The following is a 23,108-nucleotide window of genomic DNA, read 5'->3' as shown; positions in this document are numbered from 1 at the left end:
GCTCGTCTGCGCGGCGGGCCGATCATCGTCCCGCCCCTCCACTCAGCTGACCAGCGCATCTTCCTCGCAGATCGCCAACGCTGTCGCTTTCGAGGACCGCTCCACTGATCCAGGCGCCCGAAGCGCGGGCGAGTCCGGGTACGGATACGACCGGGTCGCCGGGCTGTCCGCGCCCTCGATGATCCGGTCGCTCGCGCGGCCGGAACCGCACCGTCGGCACTGCTACGGAAACACCCCGGCTCCCTTCATCCCCCGGCTCACGAGGTGTCGATGTGATGCGCTTCCCCTTGGATTCGGACGCTGATCGTGTCGCTGTCATCGGAATGGCGGGCAGGCTGCCGAAAGCCCCGGACCCGGAGGCGTTCTGGCGACTGCTGTGCGCCGGGACCGACGCGATCACCGCGCCGCCCGCGGGCCGGCAGGGCGTACGGCACGGCGGCTATCTGGACCAGGTGGACGGCTTCGACGCCGCGTTCTTCGGTGTGTCCCCCCGTGAGGCCGCCGGCATGGACCCGCAGCAGCGGCTCATGCTCGAACTCGCCTGGGAGGCCCTGGAGGACGCCCGGATCGTGCCGAGCACGCTGACGGGCGGCCCGACGGGGGTGTTCGTCGGCTCGATGTGGGAGGACTACACGTCCCTGGCCTACCCCGGTCACATCACGCCGCACACGCTGACCGGCACCAGCCGGGGCGTCATCGCCAACCGCGTCTCGCACTTCCTCGGTGTGCGCGGACCGAGCATGACGGTCGACACGGCCCAGTCGTCGGCGCTGGTCGCCGTGCATCTGGCGGTCGAGAGCCTGCGCCGGGGCGAGTCGGCGCTCGCCCTGGCCGGCGGGGTGAACCTCAACCTGACCGCCGCACGCGAGGAGGGCGCGGCGGAGTTCGGCGGCCTGTCCCCGGACGACCGCTGCTTCACCTTCGACGCACGGGCCAACGGCTTCGTCCGCGGCGAGGGCGGCGCCTTCCTCGTCCTGAAACCGCTGGACCGGGCCCTGGCCGACGGGGACCGCGTCTACGGTGTCGTCCGGGGCAGCGCGGTCAACAACGACGGCGCCACACAGAGCCTGACCGTGCCCAGCGCGCAGGCCCAGGAACAGGTCATCCGCGAGGCACTGGCCCGCGCCGGCGTGCGTCCCGCGGATGTGCAGTACGTGGAGCTGCACGGCACCGGCACCGCTGTCGGCGACCCCGTCGAGGCCGCCGCCCTCGCGGCGGCCTACCGCGACCCGGCCGGGACCGGCGACGCCGAGGGCAATGCCGACAGCGCCCTGCGCGTGGGATCCGCCAAGACGAACGTCGGCCACCTGGAAGGCGCCGCGGGCATCGTCGGTCTGCTCAAGGCCGTCCTCAGCGTGTACCACCGCGCACTGCCGCCGAGCCTGAACCACGAAACCCCCCATCCCGGCATTCCTCTCGACGCACTGGCGCTGCGGGTCCAGACCGCGCTGACCCCCTGGCCGCGGCCGGACGCTCCGTTGCTCGCCGGCGTGTCGTCGTTCGGCATGGGCGGCACCAACGCGCACGTGATCGTCGAGCAGGCACCCGATCCGGCCGCGCCGCCGGCCCGGCGGCCCGCCTCCGAGGCCCGGCCGGCGCCGTGGATCGTCACGGCGCGGACCAAGCAGGCGCTAAGAGCGCAGATCGAGCGCCTGCGCGCACACGTGCGCAGCCACCCGGGCCTGACCGACGCCGAGGTCGCGCACGCGCTGGCCACCACCAGAACCCGCTTCGCGCACCGCGCGGTCCTGCTCGACTCCGCCCAGGTCGCCGCCGGCCGGGCCGGCACCCCGGGCCGTACCGTCTTCGTGTTCCCCGGCCAGGGCGCGCAGTGGGCCGGCATGGGCCGGGAGCTGTACGCCGCGTACCCCGTCTTCCGGGCCGCCATGGACGAGTGCGCCCAGGCCCTGGCCCCGTACACCGACTGGTCTCTGTCCGATGTCCTGGACGGCGCCCCGCTCGACCGCGTGGACATCGTGCAGCCCGCCCTGTTCGCGGTGATGGTGTCTCTGGCGGCACTGTGGCGCTCCTTCGGTGTCGAGCCCGACGCGGTGGTCGGGCACTCGCAGGGCGAGATCGCCGCGGCATACATCGCGGGCGCGCTGTCGCTGTCCGACGCGGCCCGGATCGTTGCACTGCGCAGCCGCGCGCTGGTGGCGCTGACCGGCCGGGGCGGCATGGTGTCCGTGGCCCTGTCCGCCGAGCGGGCCGAGTACTACGTGTCGCGCTGGGACGGCGCGCTGACGGTCGCCGTGGTCAACGCCACCGGCTCGGTCGTGGTGTCCGGCGACACGCGGGCCCTGTCCGAACTGGTCGAGTCCTGCGCGGCGGACGGTGTCCGCGCCCGCGTCGTCCCGGTGGACTACGCCTCCCATTCCGCGCACGTCGAAGCCCTCCGCGAGCGGCTGCACAGCGAACTGGACGGTGTGCGGCCGCGGCAGGGCACCATCCCGTACTACTCCGCGGTCACCGGCGGCCTCCTCGACGACACCACGGAGCTGGACGCCGGCTACTGGTACCGCAACCTGCGCGAGCCGGTCCGCTTCGACCTGGCCACCGCCGCGCTGCTCGCGGACGGGCACGACGTCGTGGTCGAGGTCAGCCCGCACCCGGTGCTGCTGCCCGCCCTCGAACAGAGTCTGGAACAGGCCCGCGAGCGGACCGGCGGGCCCGGCGTCGCCACCGGCACGCTGGGCCGCGACCGGGGCGGACCGGACGTCTTCCTGACCGCGCTGTCCCGGCTGTTCGTGGCCGGCGTGCCGGTCGACTGGTCCCCGGCCGTCGCCGAGGCCGCGCCGGTCGACCTGCCCACGTACGCCTTCCAGCGTCGCTCGTACTGGCTGCCCGGAGCGACAGCCGGTACGAGCGGACGGACCCCGGCCGGCCCGGGGACGCACGCGGCCGGGACCGCCGCGCCCGGCCGGCCGGACGGCGGCCCGGAGACCCGCGACACCAGGACGGGCGGCACGGACACGGGCGAATCCGAGTCGGGCGGCACGGTCGACGAGGCCGCCGTGGTCACCGCGCAGATCGCGCTCGTACTGGGCCACGAGGACCCCGCGGACATCGATCCCGCACTCACCTTCAAGGACCTCGGCCTTGACTCGGTCACCGGGCTCGAACTGCGCAACCGCCTGGCCGTCGTCCTGGACCGGCAACTCCCCTCCGGCCTCGTCTTCGACCACCCGACGCCCGCGGAGCTGATCGACTGGCTGCGCACCGGCCCCGGCGACCGGCCGGCCCCCGCCGCCCCGGCCGCCCACGACGACGACCCGGTCGTCATCGTGGGCATGGGCTGCCGCTTCCCCGGCGGGGTGGCCTCGCCGGACGACCTGTGGCGGCTCGTCGCGGAGGGCGTGGACGCGATCGGCGACTTCCCGGACGACCGCGGCTGGGACCTGGGCGGCCTGTACGACCCGGAACTGCGCGGCGCGGGCACCACGTACATCACCCGGGGCGGGTTCCTGGAGGCGGTGGCCGGCTTCGACGCTCCGTTCTTCGGCATCTCGCCGCGCGAGGCGCTCGCCATGGACCCGCAGCAGCGGCTCGTGCTGGAGACGGCCTGGGAGACGTTCGAGCACGCCGGGATCGACCCGGCCGCGCTGCGCGGCAGCCACACCGGCGTGTTCACCGGCGTCTGGTCGTCCGGCTACGCGACCGGGCCGGGCCTGCCGGAGGACCTGGAGGGTTACCTATTCACCGGCGTCGCGACCAGCGTCACGTCCGGCCGGGTCGCCTACCACCTCGGGCTGCGCGGCCCGGCGCTGTCCGTGGACACCGCCTGCTCGTCGTCCCTGGTCGCCGTCCACCTGGCCGCCCAGGCCCTGCGCGCGGGCGAGTGCTCGCTGGCGCTCGCCGGCGGTGTCACCATCATGGCGACACCGCTGGGCTTCACCGAGTTCTCCCGCCGGCACGGCCTCGCGGCGGACGGCCGCAGCAAGCCCTTCGCCGCCGCGGCCGACGGCACCAGCTGGGCCGAGGGCGCCGGCCTGGTGCTGCTGGAACGCCTGTCGGACGCCCGCCGCAACGGCCACCGGGTGCTGGCGGTCGTCGCGGGTAGCGCGGTCAACCAGGACGGCGCGTCCAACGGCCTGACCGCGCCCAACGGCCCCTCCCAGGAACGCGTCATCCGCCAGGCGCTGGCGAACGCCGGGCTGGAGCCGTCCGACGTGGACGCCGTCGAGGCCCACGGCACCGGCACCACCCTCGGCGACCCCATCGAGGCCGACGCCCTGCTGGCCGCCTACGGTCAGGACCGGGACGAGCCGTTGTGGCTGGGGTCGGTGAAGTCGAACATCGGCCACACCCAGGCGGCGGCCGGCGTCGCGGGCCTGATCAAGATGGTCATGGCGATGCGCCACGGCGAACTGCCGCGAACCCTGCACATAGACGCCCCCACCCCGCACGTCGACTGGGCCTCCGGCGGCGTCCGGCTGCTCACCGAGGCCCGGCCGTGGACGGAGCACGAGCACCCGCGCCGCGCCGGCATCTCGGCCTTCGGCATCAGCGGCACCAACGCCCACCTGATCATCGAGCGGTCCCTGGACCCGGACCCCGGCCGCCTTCCCGAACCCGCCGGCCGGGCCGCCCCCACCGCCTGGCTGCTGTCCGCGAAGACCGACGCCGCGCTGCGCGCCCAGGCCGAGCGACTGCACGCGTACGCGACCGCCCACCCCGACGTCCCGGCCGCCGCGATCAGCCGCGCACTGGCCGCCCGCACCCGGTTCGGGCACCGGGCCGCGGTGGTCGGCGCCGACCGGGACGACCTGCTGTCCGGCCTGGCCGCGCTCCCGCCGGGCCTGCCGGCCCGTACCGGCGGGACCGTGTTCGTCTTCCCCGGACAAGGGGCGCAGTGGGCGGGCATGGGCCGTGACCTGTACGAGCAGTCCGAGGTCTTCCGCGCCGGCATCGACGCCTGCGCCGCCGCCCTGGCCCCGTACACCGACTGGTCGCTGGTCGACGAACTGCGCCACGGCTCGCTGGACCGCGTCGACGTGGTCCAGCCGGCCCTGTTCGCCGTCATGGTGGCGCTGGCCGACCTGTGGCGGTCCTACGGCGTGCGGCCGGACGCCGTGGTCGGCCACTCCCAGGCGGAGATCGCCGCCGCGTACGTCACCGGCGCGCTGTCGCTGCGGGACGCCGCCAAGGTCGTGGCATTACGGTCCAGGGCACTGACCGTCATCGCCGGCCGGGGCGGCATGGTGTCCCTCGCGCTGTCCGCCGAACAGGCCGCCGGCTACCTGGCCCGCTGGGACGGGCGGCTGACCACCGCCGTGGTGAACGGACCCGCGGCGGTCGTGGTGTCCGGCGGCCTCGACGTGCTGGACGAACTGCTGGCCGCCTGCGAGGCCGACGGCATCCGCGCCCGCCGCCTACCCGTCGACTACGCCGCCCACTCCGCGCAGGTCGAGGCGATCCGCGAGCGACTGCTCACCGACCTGGCCGGCATCACGCCCCAGTCGGCGGCGATCCCGTTCTACTCCACGGTCACCGGCGAGCCGGTCGACACCGCCGCTCTCGACGCCGGCTACTGGTACCGCAACCTGCGCGAGCCCGTACGGTTCGACCTGGCCACCGCCCGGCTCACCGCCGACGGCCACGACCTGTTCCTGGAGGTCGGCCCGCACCCGGTGCTGGTGCCCGCGCTGGATGTCACCGCCACCGGAACACTGCGCCGCGACCACGGCGGCCTCACCGAGTTCCTCGCCGCGGCGGGACGCCTCTACGCCGCCGGAGCCGACGTCGACTGGACTCCGGTCCTGCCCCGCACCGCACCCAGGGCGGACCTGCCCACGTACGCCTTCCAGCGCGAGCCCTACTGGGTGACCGCGACCCCGCCGGTGCCCCGTGACGACTGGCGGTACGAGGTGGCATGGGCGCCGACGAGCGGTGCCGCGGCCCCGGTGGACCCGGCTCGCTGGCTCGTCCTGGCCACGACCGGGCATCCGTGGGCCGAGGCCCTGCGCGAACGGGGCTTCGCGGTTGCCGGCAGCCGGGACTTGGCCGGCACCCGGGACGCCCGGCCCGGGCCGGACGGCGTGCTGTCGCTGCTGGCGCTGGACGAGGACCCGCACCCCGACCACCCGGTGCTCCCGGCGGGTCTGGTCCGCACCCTGGATCTGGTCCGCACCCTGGACCCGGCGCGGACACCGGCCGTCCCGCTGTGGTGCGCGACCAGCGGCGCCGTGAGCACCTCGGGCACCGACCCGGTCACCAGCCCGGCCCAGGCCCTGGCGTGGGGCACCGGCGTGTCCGCGGCGCTGGAGTTCCCGCACGGCTGGGGCGGCCTGGTCGACCTCCCCGCCGTGCCCGACGAGGAGAGCGTGAACGCGCTGCTCGTCGTGCTCGCCGGCACGGGCGAGGACCAGGTGGCGGTCCGCGGTGCCCGGCGCTTCGCCAAACGGCTGCGCCGCAAGGCCCCGTCGGGCCCGGCCGCGCGGTCCTGGCGGCCACGGGGCACGGTGCTGGTCACCGGCGGCACCGGCGCGCTCGGCGGACACGTGGCCCGCCGCCTCGCGCGGCAGGGCGCGGAGCACATCGTGCTGGCCGCCCGCCGCGGCCCCGACGCACCCGGCGCGGCCGGCCTGCGCGACGAACTGGAGGCAGCCGGAGCGCGGGTGACCGTGGCGGCGTGCGACGTGGCCGACCGGGACGCGCTGCGGGCCCTCGTCGAGCGCGCCGGTGACATCCGCGCGGTCTTCCACACCGCCGGCGTGATCAGGGCGACCAGGCTGGCCGACACGACACCGGCGGAGTTCGCCGAGGTCATCGCGGCCAAGGTCGCCGGGGCGGCGAACCTGGCGGAACTCCTGCCGGACCTCGACGCCTTCGTGCTGTTCTCCTCCACCGCGGGCGTGTGGGGCGACGGCCACGGCGCGGCCTACGCCGCCGGCAACGCCTTCCTCGACGCCCTGGCCGCACAGCACCGCGCCCAGGGCCGCGCCACGACCTCCGTCGCGTGGGGCATCTGGGCCGAAGGCGGCATGGCGGCCCTGGAGTCCGTGCAGCACCAGCGCACCCTGCTCGGCCTCGGCGAACTGGGCCCGGACCGGGCACTCGACGCGCTGCAGGACGTCCTCGACCACGACGAGGCCCTCGCGGTCGTCACCGAGGCCGACTGGGCACAGTTCGCCCGCGCCTACACCCACGCGCGGCCGAGCCGGCTGCTGCGGGACCTGCCCGAGGCCCACGACCGGCCGCAGGCCCCCCGGCCCGCGCCTCCCGCCGCCGGCACCGACCTGCTGGAGCTGATCACCACCCACGTCGCCGGCGTGCTGGGACACGCCACCCCCGAGCGGCTCGACCCCCGGCAGGCGTTCAAGGACCTGGGATTCGACTCGCTGACCGCGGTGGACCTGCGCAACCGCCTGACCGCCGCGCTCGGGGTGAAACTGCCCGCCACCCTCGTCTTCGACCACCCCACCCCGGCCCGGCTGGCCGCCCACCTGTCCGGCGAGTCCGGCGAGCGGGACGCGCCGCAGGCCCCGGCCCCGGCCGCGACGGACGAGCCGATCGCGGTCATCGGCATGGGCTGCCGCTTCCCCGGAGGCGTCGGCACCCCCGAGGACCTGTGGCGGCTGGTCGCGGACGGCGTGGACGCGGTCGGCGACTTCCCGGCCGACCGCGGATGGGACATCGACCGCCTGTACGACCCGACGGGAAGCCGCCCGCGCACGTCCAGCACGTCCCAGGGCGGCTTCCTCGACGCCGCCGGCGACTTCGACGCGGCGTTCTTCGGGATATCGCCCCGCGAGGCGCTCGCCATGGACCCGCAGCAGCGCATCCTGCTGGAGACCGCGTGGGAGGCCATCGAGTACGCCGGTATCGACCCGACCACGCTGGAGGGCACACCCACCGGCGTGTTCACCGGCATCTGGTCCACCGGCTACGCCGCCGGGCCGGTCCCCGACGACCTGGAGGGCTACCAGGTCACCGGCACCGCGTCGAGCGTGGGCTCCGGCCGGCTGGCGTACCAGCTGGGCCTGCTCGGCCCGGCACTGTCCCTGGACACCGGCTGCTCGTCGTCCCTGGTGGCCCTGCACCTGGCCGCTCAGGCGCTGCGCTCGGGAGAATGTTCCTTCGCCCTGGCCGGCGGCGTCACCGTCAACGCGGCACCCACGCTGTTCACCGAGATGTCCCGGCAGGGGGCGAGCGCGCCCGACGGCCGCAGCAAGTCCTTCGCCGCCGCGGCCGACGGGGCGGGCTGGGCCGAGGGCGCCGGCCTGCTGCTGCTGGAACGTTTATCCGACGCCCGCCGCAACGGCCACGAGGTGCTGGCGGTCGTCCGGGGCTCCGCCACCAACCAGGACGGCGCCTCCAACGGCCTGACCGCGCCCAACGGACCCTCCCAGGAACGCGTCATCCGCCAGGCGCTGGCGAACGCCGGGCTGGAGCCGTCCGAGGTGGACGCGGTGGAAGCCCACGGCACCGGCACCACTCTCGGCGATCCCATCGAGGCCCAGGCACTCCTGGCGACGTACGGCCGGGACCGGGACGAGCCGTTGTGGCTGGGGTCGGTGAAGTCGAACATCGGCCACACCCAGGCGGCGGCCGGCGCGGCCGGCCTGATCAAGATGGTCATGGCGATGCACCACGGCGAACTGCCGCGAACCCTCCATGTGGACGCGCCGACCCCGCACGTCGACTGGGCCTCCGGCGCGGTCCGCCTGCTCACCGAACCGGTCGCCTGGCCCGGGACCGGGCGGCCGCGGCGGGCCGCCGTCTCCGCCTTCGGCATCAGTGGCACCAACGCCCATGTGATCCTCGAACAACCCGCCGAGACCGACTCCGTCGCACCCTCCCCCCGAGACCGCGCGGACGACCAGGTCCTCTGGCCGCTGTCGGCCAGGTCCGAGGCGGCGTTGCGGGAGCAGGCACGCCGGCTGGGCGCCTTCACCGCCGTACATCCCGAGGTGAGCCCGGCGGCGGTCGGCGGTGCCCTGGCCGCCCGCACCGTGTTCGAGCACCGTGCGGTGGTGGTCGGCACCGCCGCGGCCCTGGACGCCCTGGCGGAGGGCCGGTCGGCGCCGGGTCTGGTCACCGGGACCGCGCGCCCGTTGGGTGGGTCGGTGTTCGTGTTTCCGGGGCAGGGTGCGCAGTGGGTGGGTATGGGTGGGGAGTTGTACGGCTCGGAACCGGTGTTCCGGGAGGTGATCGACGCCTGTGACGCGGCGTTGGCGTCGTACACCGACTGGTCGTTGGTGGAGGTGCTGACCGGCGGTGGTTCGCTGGAGCGGGTGGATGTGGTGCAGCCCGCGTTGTTCGCGGTGATGATCGCGCTTGCCGAACTGTGGCGTGCTCATGGTGTGGAGCCTGATGCCGTCGTCGGGCATTCGCAGGGCGAGATCGCGGCGGCGTACGTCGCGGGCGCGTTGTCGTTGGACGACGCCGCCAAGGTGGTCGCGCTGCGCAGCAAGGCCCTGGTGGCCCTGGCCGGACACGGCGGCATGGTCTCCGTCGCGCTGTCCGCGGACGACGCCGCCGGCTACCTGGGCCCCTGGGGCGACCGGATCACCGTCGCGGTGGTCAACTCCGCCTCGACCGTCGTCGTGTCCGGCGAACCCGGGGCCCTGGACGAACTGCTGGCAGCCTGCGCCAGGGACGGCCTGCGCGCCCGCGCCATCCCCGTCGACTACGCGGCACACTCGGCGCAGGTCGAGGCTGTCCGCGAGCGGCTTCTCACCGACCTCGCGGACATCCGGCCCCGGCCGGCGGCGACTCCCTTCTACTCCACGGTCACCGGCGAGCCGGTCGACACCTCCGCTCTCGACGCCGGCTACTGGTACCGCAACCTGCGCGAACCCGTACGGTTCGACCTGGCCACCGCCCGGCTCACCGCCGACGGCCACGAGGCGTTCGTGGAAGTCAGCCCGCACCCGGTGCTGGTGCAGGACCTGGACGGCGTGGCGACCGGCACCCTGCGCCGCGACCACGGCGCCCTCGCGGATTTCCACATCGCCCTGGCCCGCCTCCACGTCCAGGGCGCCGCCGTGACCTGGCCGCACGAGCGCCCGCACGGCGTCAGGCTGCCGCGCTACGCCTTCCAGCGCGGCACCTACTGGCTCACCGCCGCGGCCGGCGACCACGGCACCGGGCACCCGCTGGCGGGCACCACCGTCGAACTGCCCGACGGGAGCACCGTGCACAGTGGCCGCATCTCCACCCGCACCCACCCCTGGCTGGCCGACCACGCCGTCGACGGCACGGTCCTGCTGCCGGGCACCGCCTTCCTCGAACTCGCCACCCTGGCCGGCGGAACCCTCGACGACCTCGTCCTGCACCTGCCCCTCGCGCTCTCGGACACACCGACGGACATCCAGGTCTCGGTCGGCGCCCCGGACGACGCCGGCCGCAGCCCGGTCACCGTGCACTCCAAGGGCGGCGACGGCTGGGTCCGCCACGCCTCCGGAACCCTCGGCGGCCGGGTGACGGCCGGACGCATCGACCGGCCCGCGAGGAACACCGAACCCGTGGACCCCGACGGGTTCTACGCCTTCCTCGCCGGACTCGGATACCAGTACGGGCCCGCGTTCCGGGGCGTGCGCAAGCTGTGGCAGGGCCAGGACGAACTGTACGCCGAGGTGTCCGTCCCCGACGGCGCCCGCTTCGGCGTCCACCCCGCGCTCCTGGACGCCGCACTCCAGCCGCTGATCCTGCTCAGCCCCGACACCCGGGTCCGGCTGCCGTTCTCCTTCTCCGGCGTCGCCGTGCACTCCACCGGTGTGTCGTCCGCCCGGGTCCACCTGGCCCGCACGGGCACCGACACCTACCGCGCGACACTGACCGACCTGTCCGGCAACCCGGTCGCGGACATCACCGCGCTGACCGTCCGACCGGCCGCCGAGACCCGGGCCGCGGTGCTGCACACCCAGTGGGTGCCGCTCACCGCGAGCACACCGACCGAGGTGGTGCCGAGCCCGGTACTCACCGCGGACGCCGACGCGGACTCCGTGCACGCCCTCGTCCAGCGGGCCCGCGCGCTCGTCCAGGACTTCCTGGCCGGGCAGCCGGAGCGGGCGGCCGCACGCCTGGCCGTCCTGACCCGCGGCGTGGCCGGCGCGGCCGTACGCGGCCTGGTCCGCAGCGCCGCCGCCGAGCACCCCGGCCGGTTCGTCCTGGTGGACATGGGCGACGCGTCCGAGGAGGACGCGGTCCGGGCCGCCATGACGGCCGGCGACGAACCCGAACTGGCCCTGCGCCAAGATGGCGTCCTCGTGCCGCGGCAGGCCCGGTACACGCCGGAACTGACCGTCCCCGACGGCGCGTACCGGCTGAGCGAGTCCGGCACCGGGCAACTGGACGACCTGGCCCTGCTGCCCTGGCACGAGGCCGCGCTGGAACCCGGTCAGGTACGGGTCGCCGTACGCGCGGCCGGCCTGAACTTCCGCGACGTGCTCATCACCCTCGGTATGTACCCGGACCGGCCCCCGTTGGGCGGCGAAGGGGCCGGCACCGTCCTCGAGGCCGGCCCCGGCGTCACGGCATGGCGGCCCGGCGACCGCGTCATGGGAATGATGCCCGGCGCCTTCGGGCCGCGCGCGGTCGCCGACCACCGGCTCCTGACGGCGATCCCCGACGGCTGGAGCTTCACCGAGGCGGCGTCGGTGCCCATCGCGTTCACCACCGCCTGGTACGGGCTGTTCGATCTCGGCGAACTGCGCCCAGGCGACCGGGTCCTGGTCCACTCCGGCGCGGGCGGTGTGGGCATGGCCGCCATCCAGTTGGCCCGGAACAGCGGCGCGGAGGTCTTCGCCACCGCGAGCCCCGCCAAGTGGGACACCCTGCGGCGCCTCGGACTGGCGGACGACCACATCGGTTCGTCCCGCGACACCCGGTTCGCCGACCGGTTCCCGGCCATGGACGTCGTCCTCAACTCGCTCGCGGGAGAACTCACCGACGCCTCCCTGCGGCTGCTCGCCGACGGCGGACGCTTCGTCGAGCTGGGCAAGACGGACGTCCGCTCACCCGAGGGCCTGATCTACCGGGCCTTCGACCTCAACGACGTCGACCCCGCGCGGCAGGGCGACATCCTCTCCCGGGTCGTGGAGATGGTCGCCGACGGGACGCTGGAGCCGCTGCCGGTCACCGCCGCGGACCTCCGCCAGGCCGTCGCCTCCTTCCGCCTGATGAGCCAGGCCCGCCACACCGGCAAGATCGTCCTCACCGTCCCCCAGCCGATCGACCCCGACGGCACCGTGCTGATCACCGGCGGCACCGGCACCCTCGGCCAGGCCGTCGCCCGGCACCTGGTGTCCCGCCACGGAGTACGGCACCTGCTGCTCGTCAGCCGCGGCGGCGGCGCGGTGCCGCACCTGGAGCCCCAAGAGGACGTCGACGTGCGGGTCGTGGCCTGTGACGTCGCGGACCGGGACGCGCTGGCGGCCGTACTGGACTCGATCCCGGCCGAGCATCCGCTCACCGCCGTCGTCCACGCGGCCGGCGTGCTCGACGACACCGTCGTGGAACGGCTGACCGCGGAACAGCTCGACCGGGTGCTGCGTCCCAAGGTCGACGGCGCCTGGCACCTGCACGAGCTGATCGGCGAGCACCACCTCGCCGCCTTCGTGCTGTTCTCCGCGGCCGCGGGTGTACTCGGCAACGCCGGCCAGGCCGGCTACGCAGCCGCGAACTCCTACCTCGACGCGTTCGCTGCGCACCGGCAGGCCCTCGGACTGCCCGCCGTGTCGATGGCCTGGGGCTACTGGGAGCAGGAGAGCGGCATGACCGCCCACCTCACCGCGGCCGACCGCCAACGCCTTGCCCGCAAGGGCATCCGCCCCCTCGGCACCGAACGCGCCCTGGCCATGTTCGACGTCGCGCTGGCCGCCGGACGTCCCGCGCTGACCACGGCCGACCTCTCCATGCCGCAGACCCTGCCCACGCCGAAGGCCCCCGCGTCGGACCTGCTGTCCCTGGTCGCCACCCACACCGCCACCGTCCTCGGCCACTCCGACACCGCCGCGATCACCCCCGGACTAGCCTTCCGCGACCTCGGCTTCGATTCCCTGACCTCCGTCGAACTGCGCAACCGCCTCGCCGGCGCCACCGGCCTGCGGCTGCCCGCGACCCTCGTCTTCGACCACCCCACGCCCGCCGACCTCGCCGACCACCTCACAGCGGAACTCTCCGGTGCGCGCGGGGATGTGGTGTCGTCGGTGCCGGCGGGCGGGGCGGATGGCGGGGCGGGTGGCGGGGCTGATCCGGTGGTGATCGTGGGTATGGGGTGCCGGTTGCCGGGTGGGGTGGGGTCGCCGGAGGAGTTGTGGGGTGTGGTGTCGGGGGGTGTGGATGCGATCGGGGAGTTTCCGTCGGATCGTGGGTGGGACGTCGAGGGGTTGTTCCATCCGGATGCGGATCATCCGGGGACGTCGTATACGCGGTGGGGTGGGTTTCTGGCGGATGCGGCGGGGTTCGATGCGGATTTCTTCGGGATTTCGCCGCGTGAGGCGTTGGCGATGGATCCACAGCAGCGGGTGCTGCTGGAGACGGCGTGGGAGACGTTGGAGGATGCGGGGATCGATCCGACGTCGTTGCGGGGCAGCCAGACGGGCGTGTTCACCGGCATCTGGTCCTCCGGCTACGTCGGCAGCCCCGACCAGGCACCGCCCGACACCGAGGGCTACCTCGCCACCGGCATCTCGCCGAGCATCACCTCCGGCCGGGTCTCCTACCTGCTGGGCCTCCAGGGCCAGGCCGTGTCCGTCGACTCCGCCTGCTCCTCGTCACTGATGGCGATCCACCTCGCCGCGCAGGCACTGCGCTCGGGGGAGTGCACACTCGCCCTGGCCGGCGGCGTGACCGTGAGCGTGACCCCCCTGCAGTTCACGGAGTTCTCCCGCCAGCGTGCCCTGTCCCCTGACGGCCGGTGCAAGCCCTTCTCGTCGACGGCCGATGGCACGGCGTGGGGTGAGGGCGCGGGGTTGGTGCTGCTGGAGCGGTTGTCGGACGCGCGGCGCAATGGTCATCGGGTGCTGGCGGTGGTGCGGGGTTCGGCGGTGAACCAGGACGGGGCGTCCAACGGGTTGACCGCGCCGAATGGTCCGTCGCAGGAGCGGGTGATCCGGCAGGCGCTGGCGAACGCCGGTCTGGAGCCGTCCGAGGTGGACGCGGTGGAGGCGCACGGTACGGGGACGACGCTCGGCGATCCCATCGAGGCGCAGGCGTTGCTGGCGACGTACGGCCGGGGCCGGGTGGAGCCGTTGTGGCTGGGGTCGGTGAAGTCGAACATCGGGCACACGCAGGCCGCCGCCGGTGTGGCGGGTGTGATCAAGATGGTCATGGCGATGCGGCACGCCGAACTGCCGCCGACGCTGCACGTCCAGGAGCCCACGCCGCATGTCGAATGGGACACCGGTGACATCCGGCTGCTGACAGAGGCCCGGCCGTGGCCGGAGACGGGGCGTCCCCGCCGCGCGGGCATCTCGGCCTTCGGCGCCAGCGGCACCAACGCCCACGTCGTCATCGAGCACTTCCCGGAAGAGACCACCGAACAACCCGCCGCGGACGACTCCGCGGAGCCCACCGTGTGGCTGCTGTCCGGCAAGACGGACGACGCCCTCCGCGCCCAGGCCCGACGGCTCGCGAACCACATCACCGCCCACCCCGGACTCCGGCCGGCCTCGATCGGCCGGGCCCTCGCCACCACCCGCACCATGCTCGCCCACCGGGCGGCCCTGGTCGGCAGCACCCGGACCGACCTCATGGCGGAACTGGCCGCCCTCGCCGACGGAGACCCCCGCGTCATCACGGGTGTGGCCGGTTCATTGGGCCGGTCGGTGTTCGTGTTTCCGGGGCAGGGTGCGCAGTGGGTGGGTATGGGTGGGGAGTTGTACGGCTCGGAGCCGGTGTTCCGGGAGGCGGTCGACGCCTGTGATGCGGCGTTGGGGTCGTACACCGACTGGTCGTTGGTGGAGGTGCTGACCGGCGGTGGTTCGCTGGAGCGGGTGGATGTGGTGCAGCCCGCGTTGTTCGCGGTGATGATCGCGCTGGCGGAGTTGTGGCGTGCTCATGGTGTGGAGCCTGATGCTGTTGTCGGGCATTCGCAGGGGGAGATCGCGGCGGCGTATGTGGCGGGTGCGTTGTCGTTGGAGGACGCGGCCAGGGTGGTCGCGCTGCGCAGCAAGGCGCTGGTCGCTCTGGCGGATCAGGGTGGGATGGTGTCGGTCGGCCTCGGCGATGAGCGGGCTGCCGAGTTCGTGGCCCGCTGGGGTGGCCGGCTGACGGTGGCGGTGGTCAACGCGCCTGGTTCGGTCGTCGTGTCGGGCGACCTGGACGCGCTGGACGAACTGCTGGCGGCCTGTGAGACGGACGGCATCCGTGCCCGCCGTCTGCCGGTGAACTACGCCGCCCACTCCGCCCAGGTCGAGGCGATCCGTGATCAGCTGCTGACCGACCTCGCCGGCATCACACCGCGCCCGGCGGTGATCCCGTTCTACTCAACGGTGACCGGCGAGCAGATCGACACCTCCACGCTCGACGCCGATTACTGGTACCGCAACCTCCGCGAACCCGTACGCTTCGACCTCGCCGTCGAGATCCTGACCCAGGACCGGCACGGCGTGTTCGTGGAGGTCAGCCCGCACCCCGTACTGGTGCCGGTGATGGACGGCGTGGTGACCGGCACACTGCGCCGCGGCGGCGGCAGGCAGGAATTCCACCTCGCCCTGGCGCGCCTGCACACGCAAGGCGTGGCCGTCGACTGGACGCCGGTCTTCCCCGGCGAGCCCCACCATGTCCCGCTGCCGACGTACGCCTTCCAGCACCGGCCGTACTGGTTGCACCCCGCCGCCGCCAAGGGCGACGTGTCGGCGGCGGGACTGGACTCGGCCGGGCACCCGCTGCTCGGGGCCGTCGTCGAACTGGCCGGTGACCAGAGCGTCCTGCTCACGGGGCGGCTCTCGACGGCCACCCGGCCGTGGCTGGCCGACCACGTCGTCCAGGGCTCCGTGCTGCTGCCCGGCACCGTGTTCGTCGAACTCGCCCTGCACGCCGGACGGCAGGCCGGCTGCGACGTCCTGGACGAACTCGTGCTGGAAGCCCCCATGATCCTGCCGGACGACGCCTCCGTGCCGGTCCAGGTCGTCGCCGGCACACCGGACGGGACGGGCCGGCGACCCGTCACCGTCCACTCCCGGACGGGCGGCACCTGGCTGCGGCACGCCACCGGCATGCTCGCGAACAGCGGCCGCCCCCACCCGTACGACACCGGCGAGCCCTGGCAGCCGGCCGGTGAGCCCGTCGACCTGACCGACTTCTACGACACCCTCGCCGCCCAGGGCTACGAGTACGGGCCGGCGTTCGCGGGCGTACGCGAGATCCGGCGGCAGGGCGACGAGCTTTACGCCGAGGTGGCGCTGCCCGCCGACACCCGCGACCGCTTCGGTCTCCACCCCGCGCTGCTCGACGCCGCACTCCAGCCGCTGACCCTGCTGGCGGCCGGCCGCCTGCCGTTCTCCTTCGCCGGGGTGTCGATGCGGGAAGCCGGCTCCACGGCCCGGGTCCGCCTCACACCCACCGGCCCCGACACCTTCCGGGTCGCGCTCGCCGACGAGTCCGGCCCGCTGGCGGTGATCGACGCGCTGACCGTGCGCCACCGGCCGCCGGGCCTGCCGCTCGCCGGGACCGACCAGCTCTTCCGCCTCGACTGGGTGCCCGTCGAGAGCACCGGCGAACCCCCGGCCGTCCACCACGTCACGCCCCCGGCGGGAGACCCCGTGACGGCCGCGCACACCGTCGCCGCCGAGACGCTGGGCGTGCTCCAGGACTTCCTGCGCGACGGGGACGGCCGGCTGGCCGTCGTGACCCGCGGGGCGGTCGGGCCGGACCCCGTCGACCTGCCGTCCAGCGTCGTCTGGGGCCTGGTCCGCTCGGCCCAGGCGGAACACCCCGACCGGTTCGTGCTCGTCGACACCGACGACCGCGTCCTCGTCGCGGGGGACGAACCGCAGCTCGTCGTCCGCGACGGCGCCGCCCACGCCGCCCGCCTGGTACGGGCCGAAGCGGCCCCGGCACCCGGCCCGCTCGACCCGGACGGCACCGTGCTGATCACCGGAGGCACCGGAACACTGGGCCGCCTCGTCGCCCGGCACCTGCGCGACCGGCATGGCATCCGGCACCTGCTCCTGCTCGGCAGGACCGCGGCGGAGGTGGACTTCGACGCCGAGGTGGTGGCCTGCGACGTGGCCGACCGGGACGCGCTGGCGGCCGTACTGGACTCGATCCCGGCCGCACACCCGCTGACCGCGGTCGTGCACGCGGCCGGCGTGCTCGACGACGGTGTCGTCGAATCCCTCACGCCCGGCCGGATCGACCAGGTGCTGCGGCCCAAGGCCGACGCCGCCTGGCACCTGCACGAGCTGACGAAAGACCTCGGCCTGAGCGCGTTCGTGCTCTTCTCGTCCGCCGCCGGTGTGCTGGGCGGCCCGGGCCAGGCGAACTACGCCGCCGCGAACGCCTTCCTGGACGCCCTCGCCGTGCACCGGCGCGCCCTGGGTCTGCCGGGCGTGTCGCTGGCCTGGGGACACTGGGCCGAGGCCAGCGGGCTGACCGGACACCTCACCGACACCGACCGCGAGCGCCTCGCCCGCGCCGGCGTGCTGCCGATGCCCACGGACCAGGCACTGGCACTGTTCGACCTGGCCCTGGGCGCCGCCGATCCCGCGCTGGTCCCCGCACACCTCGACCTGTCGGCGGCGTCCACCCGCCCTCTGCTCAGCCGCCTCACCCGTACCAGGTCCGCCCGGCGCACGCACCGGCCGGACCTGGGCAGGGAACTGGCGGCCCTGCCCGAGACCGATCGGCACAACCGCGTCCTGGAACTGGTCACCGGCCAGACGGCCGCGGTCCTCGGCCACACCGACACCGCGGCCGTCAGCGCCGAGCGGGCCTTCAAGGACCTGGGCTTCGACTCGCTCACCGCCGTGGAACTGCGCAACCGCCTGTCCGCGGTCGCCGGGATACGGCTGCCCGCGACACTGACTTTCGACTACCCGACGCCCGAAGCGCTGGCCGGCCACCTGCGGGACCTCCTGGTCGGCGCCCGGCGCCAGGCGCCTGCCTCACCCGGGCCGGTTCCGGTGGTGGTCTCGGGTGATCCGGTGGTGGTGGTGGGGCTCGGGGCCCGGTATCCGGGCGGGGTGGGGTCGGCGCAGGAGTTGTGGGGTGTGGTGGCGGGCGCGGTCGATGCGGTGGGGGAGTTCCCGTCGGATCGTGGGTGGGATGTGGGTCGTCTTTACGATCCGGCCGGCGGTCCGGGGACGTCGTACACGCGATGGGGCGGCTTCCTGGACACCGCCGGCGACTTCGACGCGGCGTTCTTCGGGATCTCGCCGCGTGAGGCGTTGGCGATGGATCCGCAGCAGCGGGTGCTGTTGGAGACGGTGTGGGAGACGTTCGAGGACGCGGGGATCGATCCGACGTCGTTGCGGGGCAGCCAGACGGGCGTCTTCACCGGCATCTGGTCCTCGGGCTATGGCGCCGGGGCACAGCCGCCCGACCTGGAGGGCTACCTCTCGACGGGCACGGCGACGAGTGTGACCTCCGGGCGCGTGTCGTATCTGCTGGGGCTGGAGGGTCCGGCGGTGTCGGTGGACACGGCGTGCTCGTCGTCACTGGTGGCGATCCATCTGGCGGCGCAGGCACTGCGCTCGGGGGAGTGCTCGCTGGCGTTGGCCGGCGGGGTGACCGTGATGGCGACGCCGGCGGGGTTCGTCGAGTTCTCGCGGCAGCGGGGGCTGGCGGCCGACGGCCGGGTGAAGGCGTTCGCCGAGGCGGCTGATGGTACGGCGTGGGGCGAGGGCGCGGGTGTCGTGCTCTTGGAGCGGTTGTCGGACGCGCGGCGCAATGGTCACCGGGTGCTGGCGGTGGTGCGGGGTTCGGCGGTGAATCAGGACGGGGCGTCCAACGGGTTGACCGCGCCCAACGGGCCCTCCCAGGAACGCGTGATCCGTCAGGCGCTGGCGAACGCCGGTCTGGAGGCGTCCGAGGTGGACGCGGTGGAGGCGCACGGTACGGGGACGACGCTCGGTGATCCCATCGAGGCGCAGGCGCTGTTGGCGACGTACGGCCGGGGCCGGGTGGAGCCGTTGTGGCTGGGGTCGGTGAAGTCGAACATCGGGCACACGCAGGCGGCGGCGGGTGTGGCGGGTGTGATCAAGATGGTGATGGCGATGCGGCACGGGCAGTTGCCGCCGACGCTGCATGTCGACGCGCCGACCTCGCACGTCGACTGGGAGTCCGGAAACATCCGGCTGCTCACCGAGGCCCGGCCCTGGCCCGACAACGGTCACCTGCGTCGCGCGGGCATCTCGGCGTTCGGCATCAGCGGTACGAACGCACACGTGATTTTGGAGGCACCGGTCGAGGAGCCGTCGCCCGAGTCCCCTGCCACCTCCGATCCCGCTCCCGAGTCCCCTGCCGCTTCCACGCCCGCGCCCGCACCCGTCGTGCCGGTGCCGTGGCTGCTGTCGGCGAAGTCGGACGCGGCCCTGCGCGACCAGGCCCGCAGGCTGCGCCGGTTCCTCGCCGAGCACCCCGAGGTCACACCGGCCGAGGTGGCCGCGGACCTGGCCGCGCGGGCTCGGTTTCCGCACCGTGCTGTGCTGACCGACCCGGCCGGCCTGGACGCGCTGATCGACGGAAGACCCGGCATTGTCACGGGCACTGCCTCCCCGGGGAAATCGGCGTTTGTGTTTTCTGGTCAGGGTGGTCAGTGGGTGGGGATGGGGCGGGGTTTGTACGGGGTGTTTCCGGTGTTTGCGCGGGTGTTGGATGAGGTGTGTGGGTTGTTGGGGTTGCCGGTGGGGGTGTTGTTCGAGGACGGGGAGGGGGTGTTGGGGGAGACGTCGTTCACGCAGCGTGGGGTGTTCGCGTTGGAGGTGGCGTTGTTCCGGTTGGTGGAGTGGTTGGGTGTGCGGCCGGATTTTGTGGTGGGGCATTCGGTGGGTGAGGTGGCGGCGGCTCATGTGGCGGGGGTTTTGGGGTTGGAGGATGCGTGTGTGCTGGTGGGGGCGCGGGGTCGGTTGATGCAGGGGTTGGCTGGTGGTGGGGCGATGGTGTCGGTGGGGGCGTCGGTGGAGGAGGTGGTGGGGTCGTTGGTGCCGGGGGCGGAGGTGGCGGCGGTCAACGGGGTGGATGCGGTGGTGGTGTCGGGGGATGAGGCGGCGGTGGCTGTGGTGGGTGAGGTGTGGCGTGGTCGTGGGCGTCGGGTGGGGCGGTTGGCGGTGAGTCATGCGTTTCATTCGGCGCGGATGGATCCGGTGTTGGAGGAGTTGGGGCGGGTGGCGGCGGGGTTGTCGTTCGGTGAGCCGGTGATTCCGGTGGTTTCGACGGTGGCGGGTCGTCCGGTGGGGATGGGGGAGTCTGATTATTGGGTGCGGCAGGTGCGGGAGCCGGTGCGGTTCGCCGATGCGGTGGAGTGGCTGGTGGGTGAGGGTGTTACGGGGTTTGTGGAGGTGGGTCCGCATCCGTTGCTGGTGGGTAATGGGTTGATGCGGCGTGGTGGGGATTGCGCGGAGCGGTTGTTCGCGGGGCTGGGCCGGTTGTGGGCGGACGGTGCCGCGTCCTGGACGCCACCGGCCGTCACGGAGACCAGGACGGACGCGCGGGTGCCTTCGTATGCGTTCCAGCACCAGCGCTATTGGCTCCAGCCCACCACCCCGGCACCGACCGGTGACGGCCGGATCGACCACCCGCTGCTGCGGGACGCCATGGAACTCCCCGACGACAACGGCGTGGTGCTGACGGGACAGCTCGCCACCGCCGCGCAGCCGTGGCTCACCGAACACATCGTCTCGGGCTCGCCCCTGCTGCCCGCCGCGGCGTTCGTGGACCTGGCGCTCCGGGCCGGCGAACACGTCGGCTGCCCGGCGGTCGAGGACCTGACGCTGGAGACACCGCTGGTGGTCGCGGACGGCGCGCAGGTGTCCGTGACCGTCGGCCCCGACCGGACGGGCCGGCGCGGCGTCGCGATCCACTCGCGCACGGACGGCGAGTGGATACGGCACGCCACCGGGACCCTGGGCGCCGTACCCGTCACACCCCGGCAGCCCTGGGCACGGCAGTGGCCGCCGCCCGCCGAAGCCGTCGACCTTGACGCCTTCTACGACAACCTGGCGGACGCCGGATTCGCCTACGGCCCGGCCTTCCAAGGTCTGCGAGCGGCCTGGCGCGACGGCGACACCCTCTACGCGGAGGTCGCCGTCCCCTCCGGCGACACCCGGTTCGCCCTGCACCCCGCCCTGCTCGACGCCGCGATCCAGACCGTGACCGTCGCCGACGACCGGGCGAAGATGCCGTTCTCCTTCGCCGGGATCTCCTGGTGGCGCGGCGCCGAGCACGCCCGGGTCCGGCTGACCGTGACCGGCCGGGACACCTGCGCGATCGGCCTCGCCGACCAGACGGGCGCGCCGATCGCCGAGATCGCCTCGCTGACCCTGCGCCGGCCGGCCGGAGCCACCACGCGGGACGTGCCGTACCAGGTGGCGTGGCCGGTCCTGGAAGCGGCGACCACCGAACCGGACATCCCGGTCCACCACGCCACATCGCCCGTCGAGACCCTGCGGGTCATCCAGGACTTCCTCACCACGGACACCCCGCGCATGGTGGTCGCCACGCGCAACGCCGTGCCGGTCCGGCCGGGCGAGGACGTCGACCCGGAGGCCACCGCCGTCTGGGGCCTCGTCCGGTCGGCCGCCACCGAGCACCCCGGCCGGTTCGTGCTGGTCGACGGCGACGACGGCGACGAGGTCCGGCTGGCCGGTGACGAACCCCAGCTCGCGATCCGCGCCGGCGCCGTTCACGTCCCCCGCCTCGAACGGGCGCGGACCGAACCACTGTCCTCGCCGCTCGGCCCCGAGGGCACGGTGCTCGTCACCGGCGGCACCGGCACCCTGGGCGGCACCATCGCCCGCCACCTCGCCGAACGGCACGGCGTGCGGCACCTGCTGCTGGTCAGCCGGAGCGGCTCGGACGCCCCCGGCGCGGCCGCGCTGACCGCCGACCTGGCCGCGCTGGGCGCGACCACCGACATCGTGGCGTGCGACGTGTCCGACCGCGAGGCGGTGGCGCGGCTGCTCGCCGAACACCCGGTCACCTCGGTGATCCACGCCGCGGGCACGCTGGCCGACACCGTCGTGGCCTCCCTCACCCCGCAGCAGTTCGCGCGCGTCTGGGAGCCGAAGGCCCTCGCGGCGCGGCACCTCCACGAACTGACCTCGGACCTAGAGGCGTTCGTGCTGTTCTCGTCGGCGGCCGGTGTGCTGGGCGGCGCGGGCCAGGCGAACTACGCGGCGGCGAACGCGTACCTCGACGGCCTCGCCGCACACCGGCACGCCCAGGGACAGCCGGCCGTGTCGCTCGCCTGGGGCTACTGGGCGGAGGCCAGCGGCATGACCGGAGGCCTGACCGCCACCGACCGGCACCGCCTGGCCAGGGCCGGCGTACGGCCGCTGCCGACGACGGACGCGCTGGCCCTGTTCGACGCCGCGCTGACCGCGGACACCCCCACCCTCGCCCCCGTCAGGTTCGACCTGCCGGCGCTGCGCCGCGCCGGCGACCCGGCCGTCCTGCTGCGGGAGCTGGTACGGCCCCGGCGCAGGCAGGCCGCCGACCGCATGTGGACGCAGACCGACGTGCTGCAACTCGTCGTGCGCCAGGTCGCCGTCGTCCTGGGGCACTCGTCACCGGAGGCGGTCGACCCCGACCAGGCGTTCACCGACATCGGGTTCGACTCGCTCACCGCCGTGGAACTGCGCAACCAGCTCGACGCGGACACCGGCCTGCGCCTGCCCGCCACGCTCGTCTTCGACCACCCGACACCGGCCCGCCTCGCCGCCTTCGTGCACACACGGCTGCACGGCACCGAACCCGACCCTCTGCTCGCCGAACTCGACCAGCTCAAGTCCACCCTGGACGCGGCAGCCGCCGACGCCGACTACGAGACCGTCGCGGCCCGCCTCGAAGCACTTCTCGCGGCCTGGACCGCCAAACGCACCAGCTCCGCGGCCGGTGTCGACGAGGCCAGCGACGACGAACTGTTCAGTCTTCTGGACGACGTGCACCGCAGGACCGAGGTCATCCGCTCGGGCGAGTCCCGCAACGCTGAGGAGTAG

Annotated in this window: 1 protein-coding gene; it reads left to right on the top strand. The window is 74.0% G+C overall.

Translation table 11 applies throughout. The annotated features are described in order from the left end of the window. The first annotated feature begins 275 nt into the window (after nt 1–275). Nucleotides 276–23,108, top strand: coding sequence for an SDR family NAD(P)-dependent oxidoreductase (locus SCK26_RS01245; RefSeq protein WP_318199335.1), 22,833 nt, complete (start codon nt 276–278; stop codon nt 23,106–23,108).

The sequence above is a fragment of the Streptomyces sp. SCL15-4 genome, assembly GCF_033366695.1.
Lineage (GTDB): Bacteria > Actinomycetota > Actinomycetes > Streptomycetales > Streptomycetaceae > Streptomyces.
This window is presented reverse-complemented; position numbering and strand designations above follow the sequence as displayed.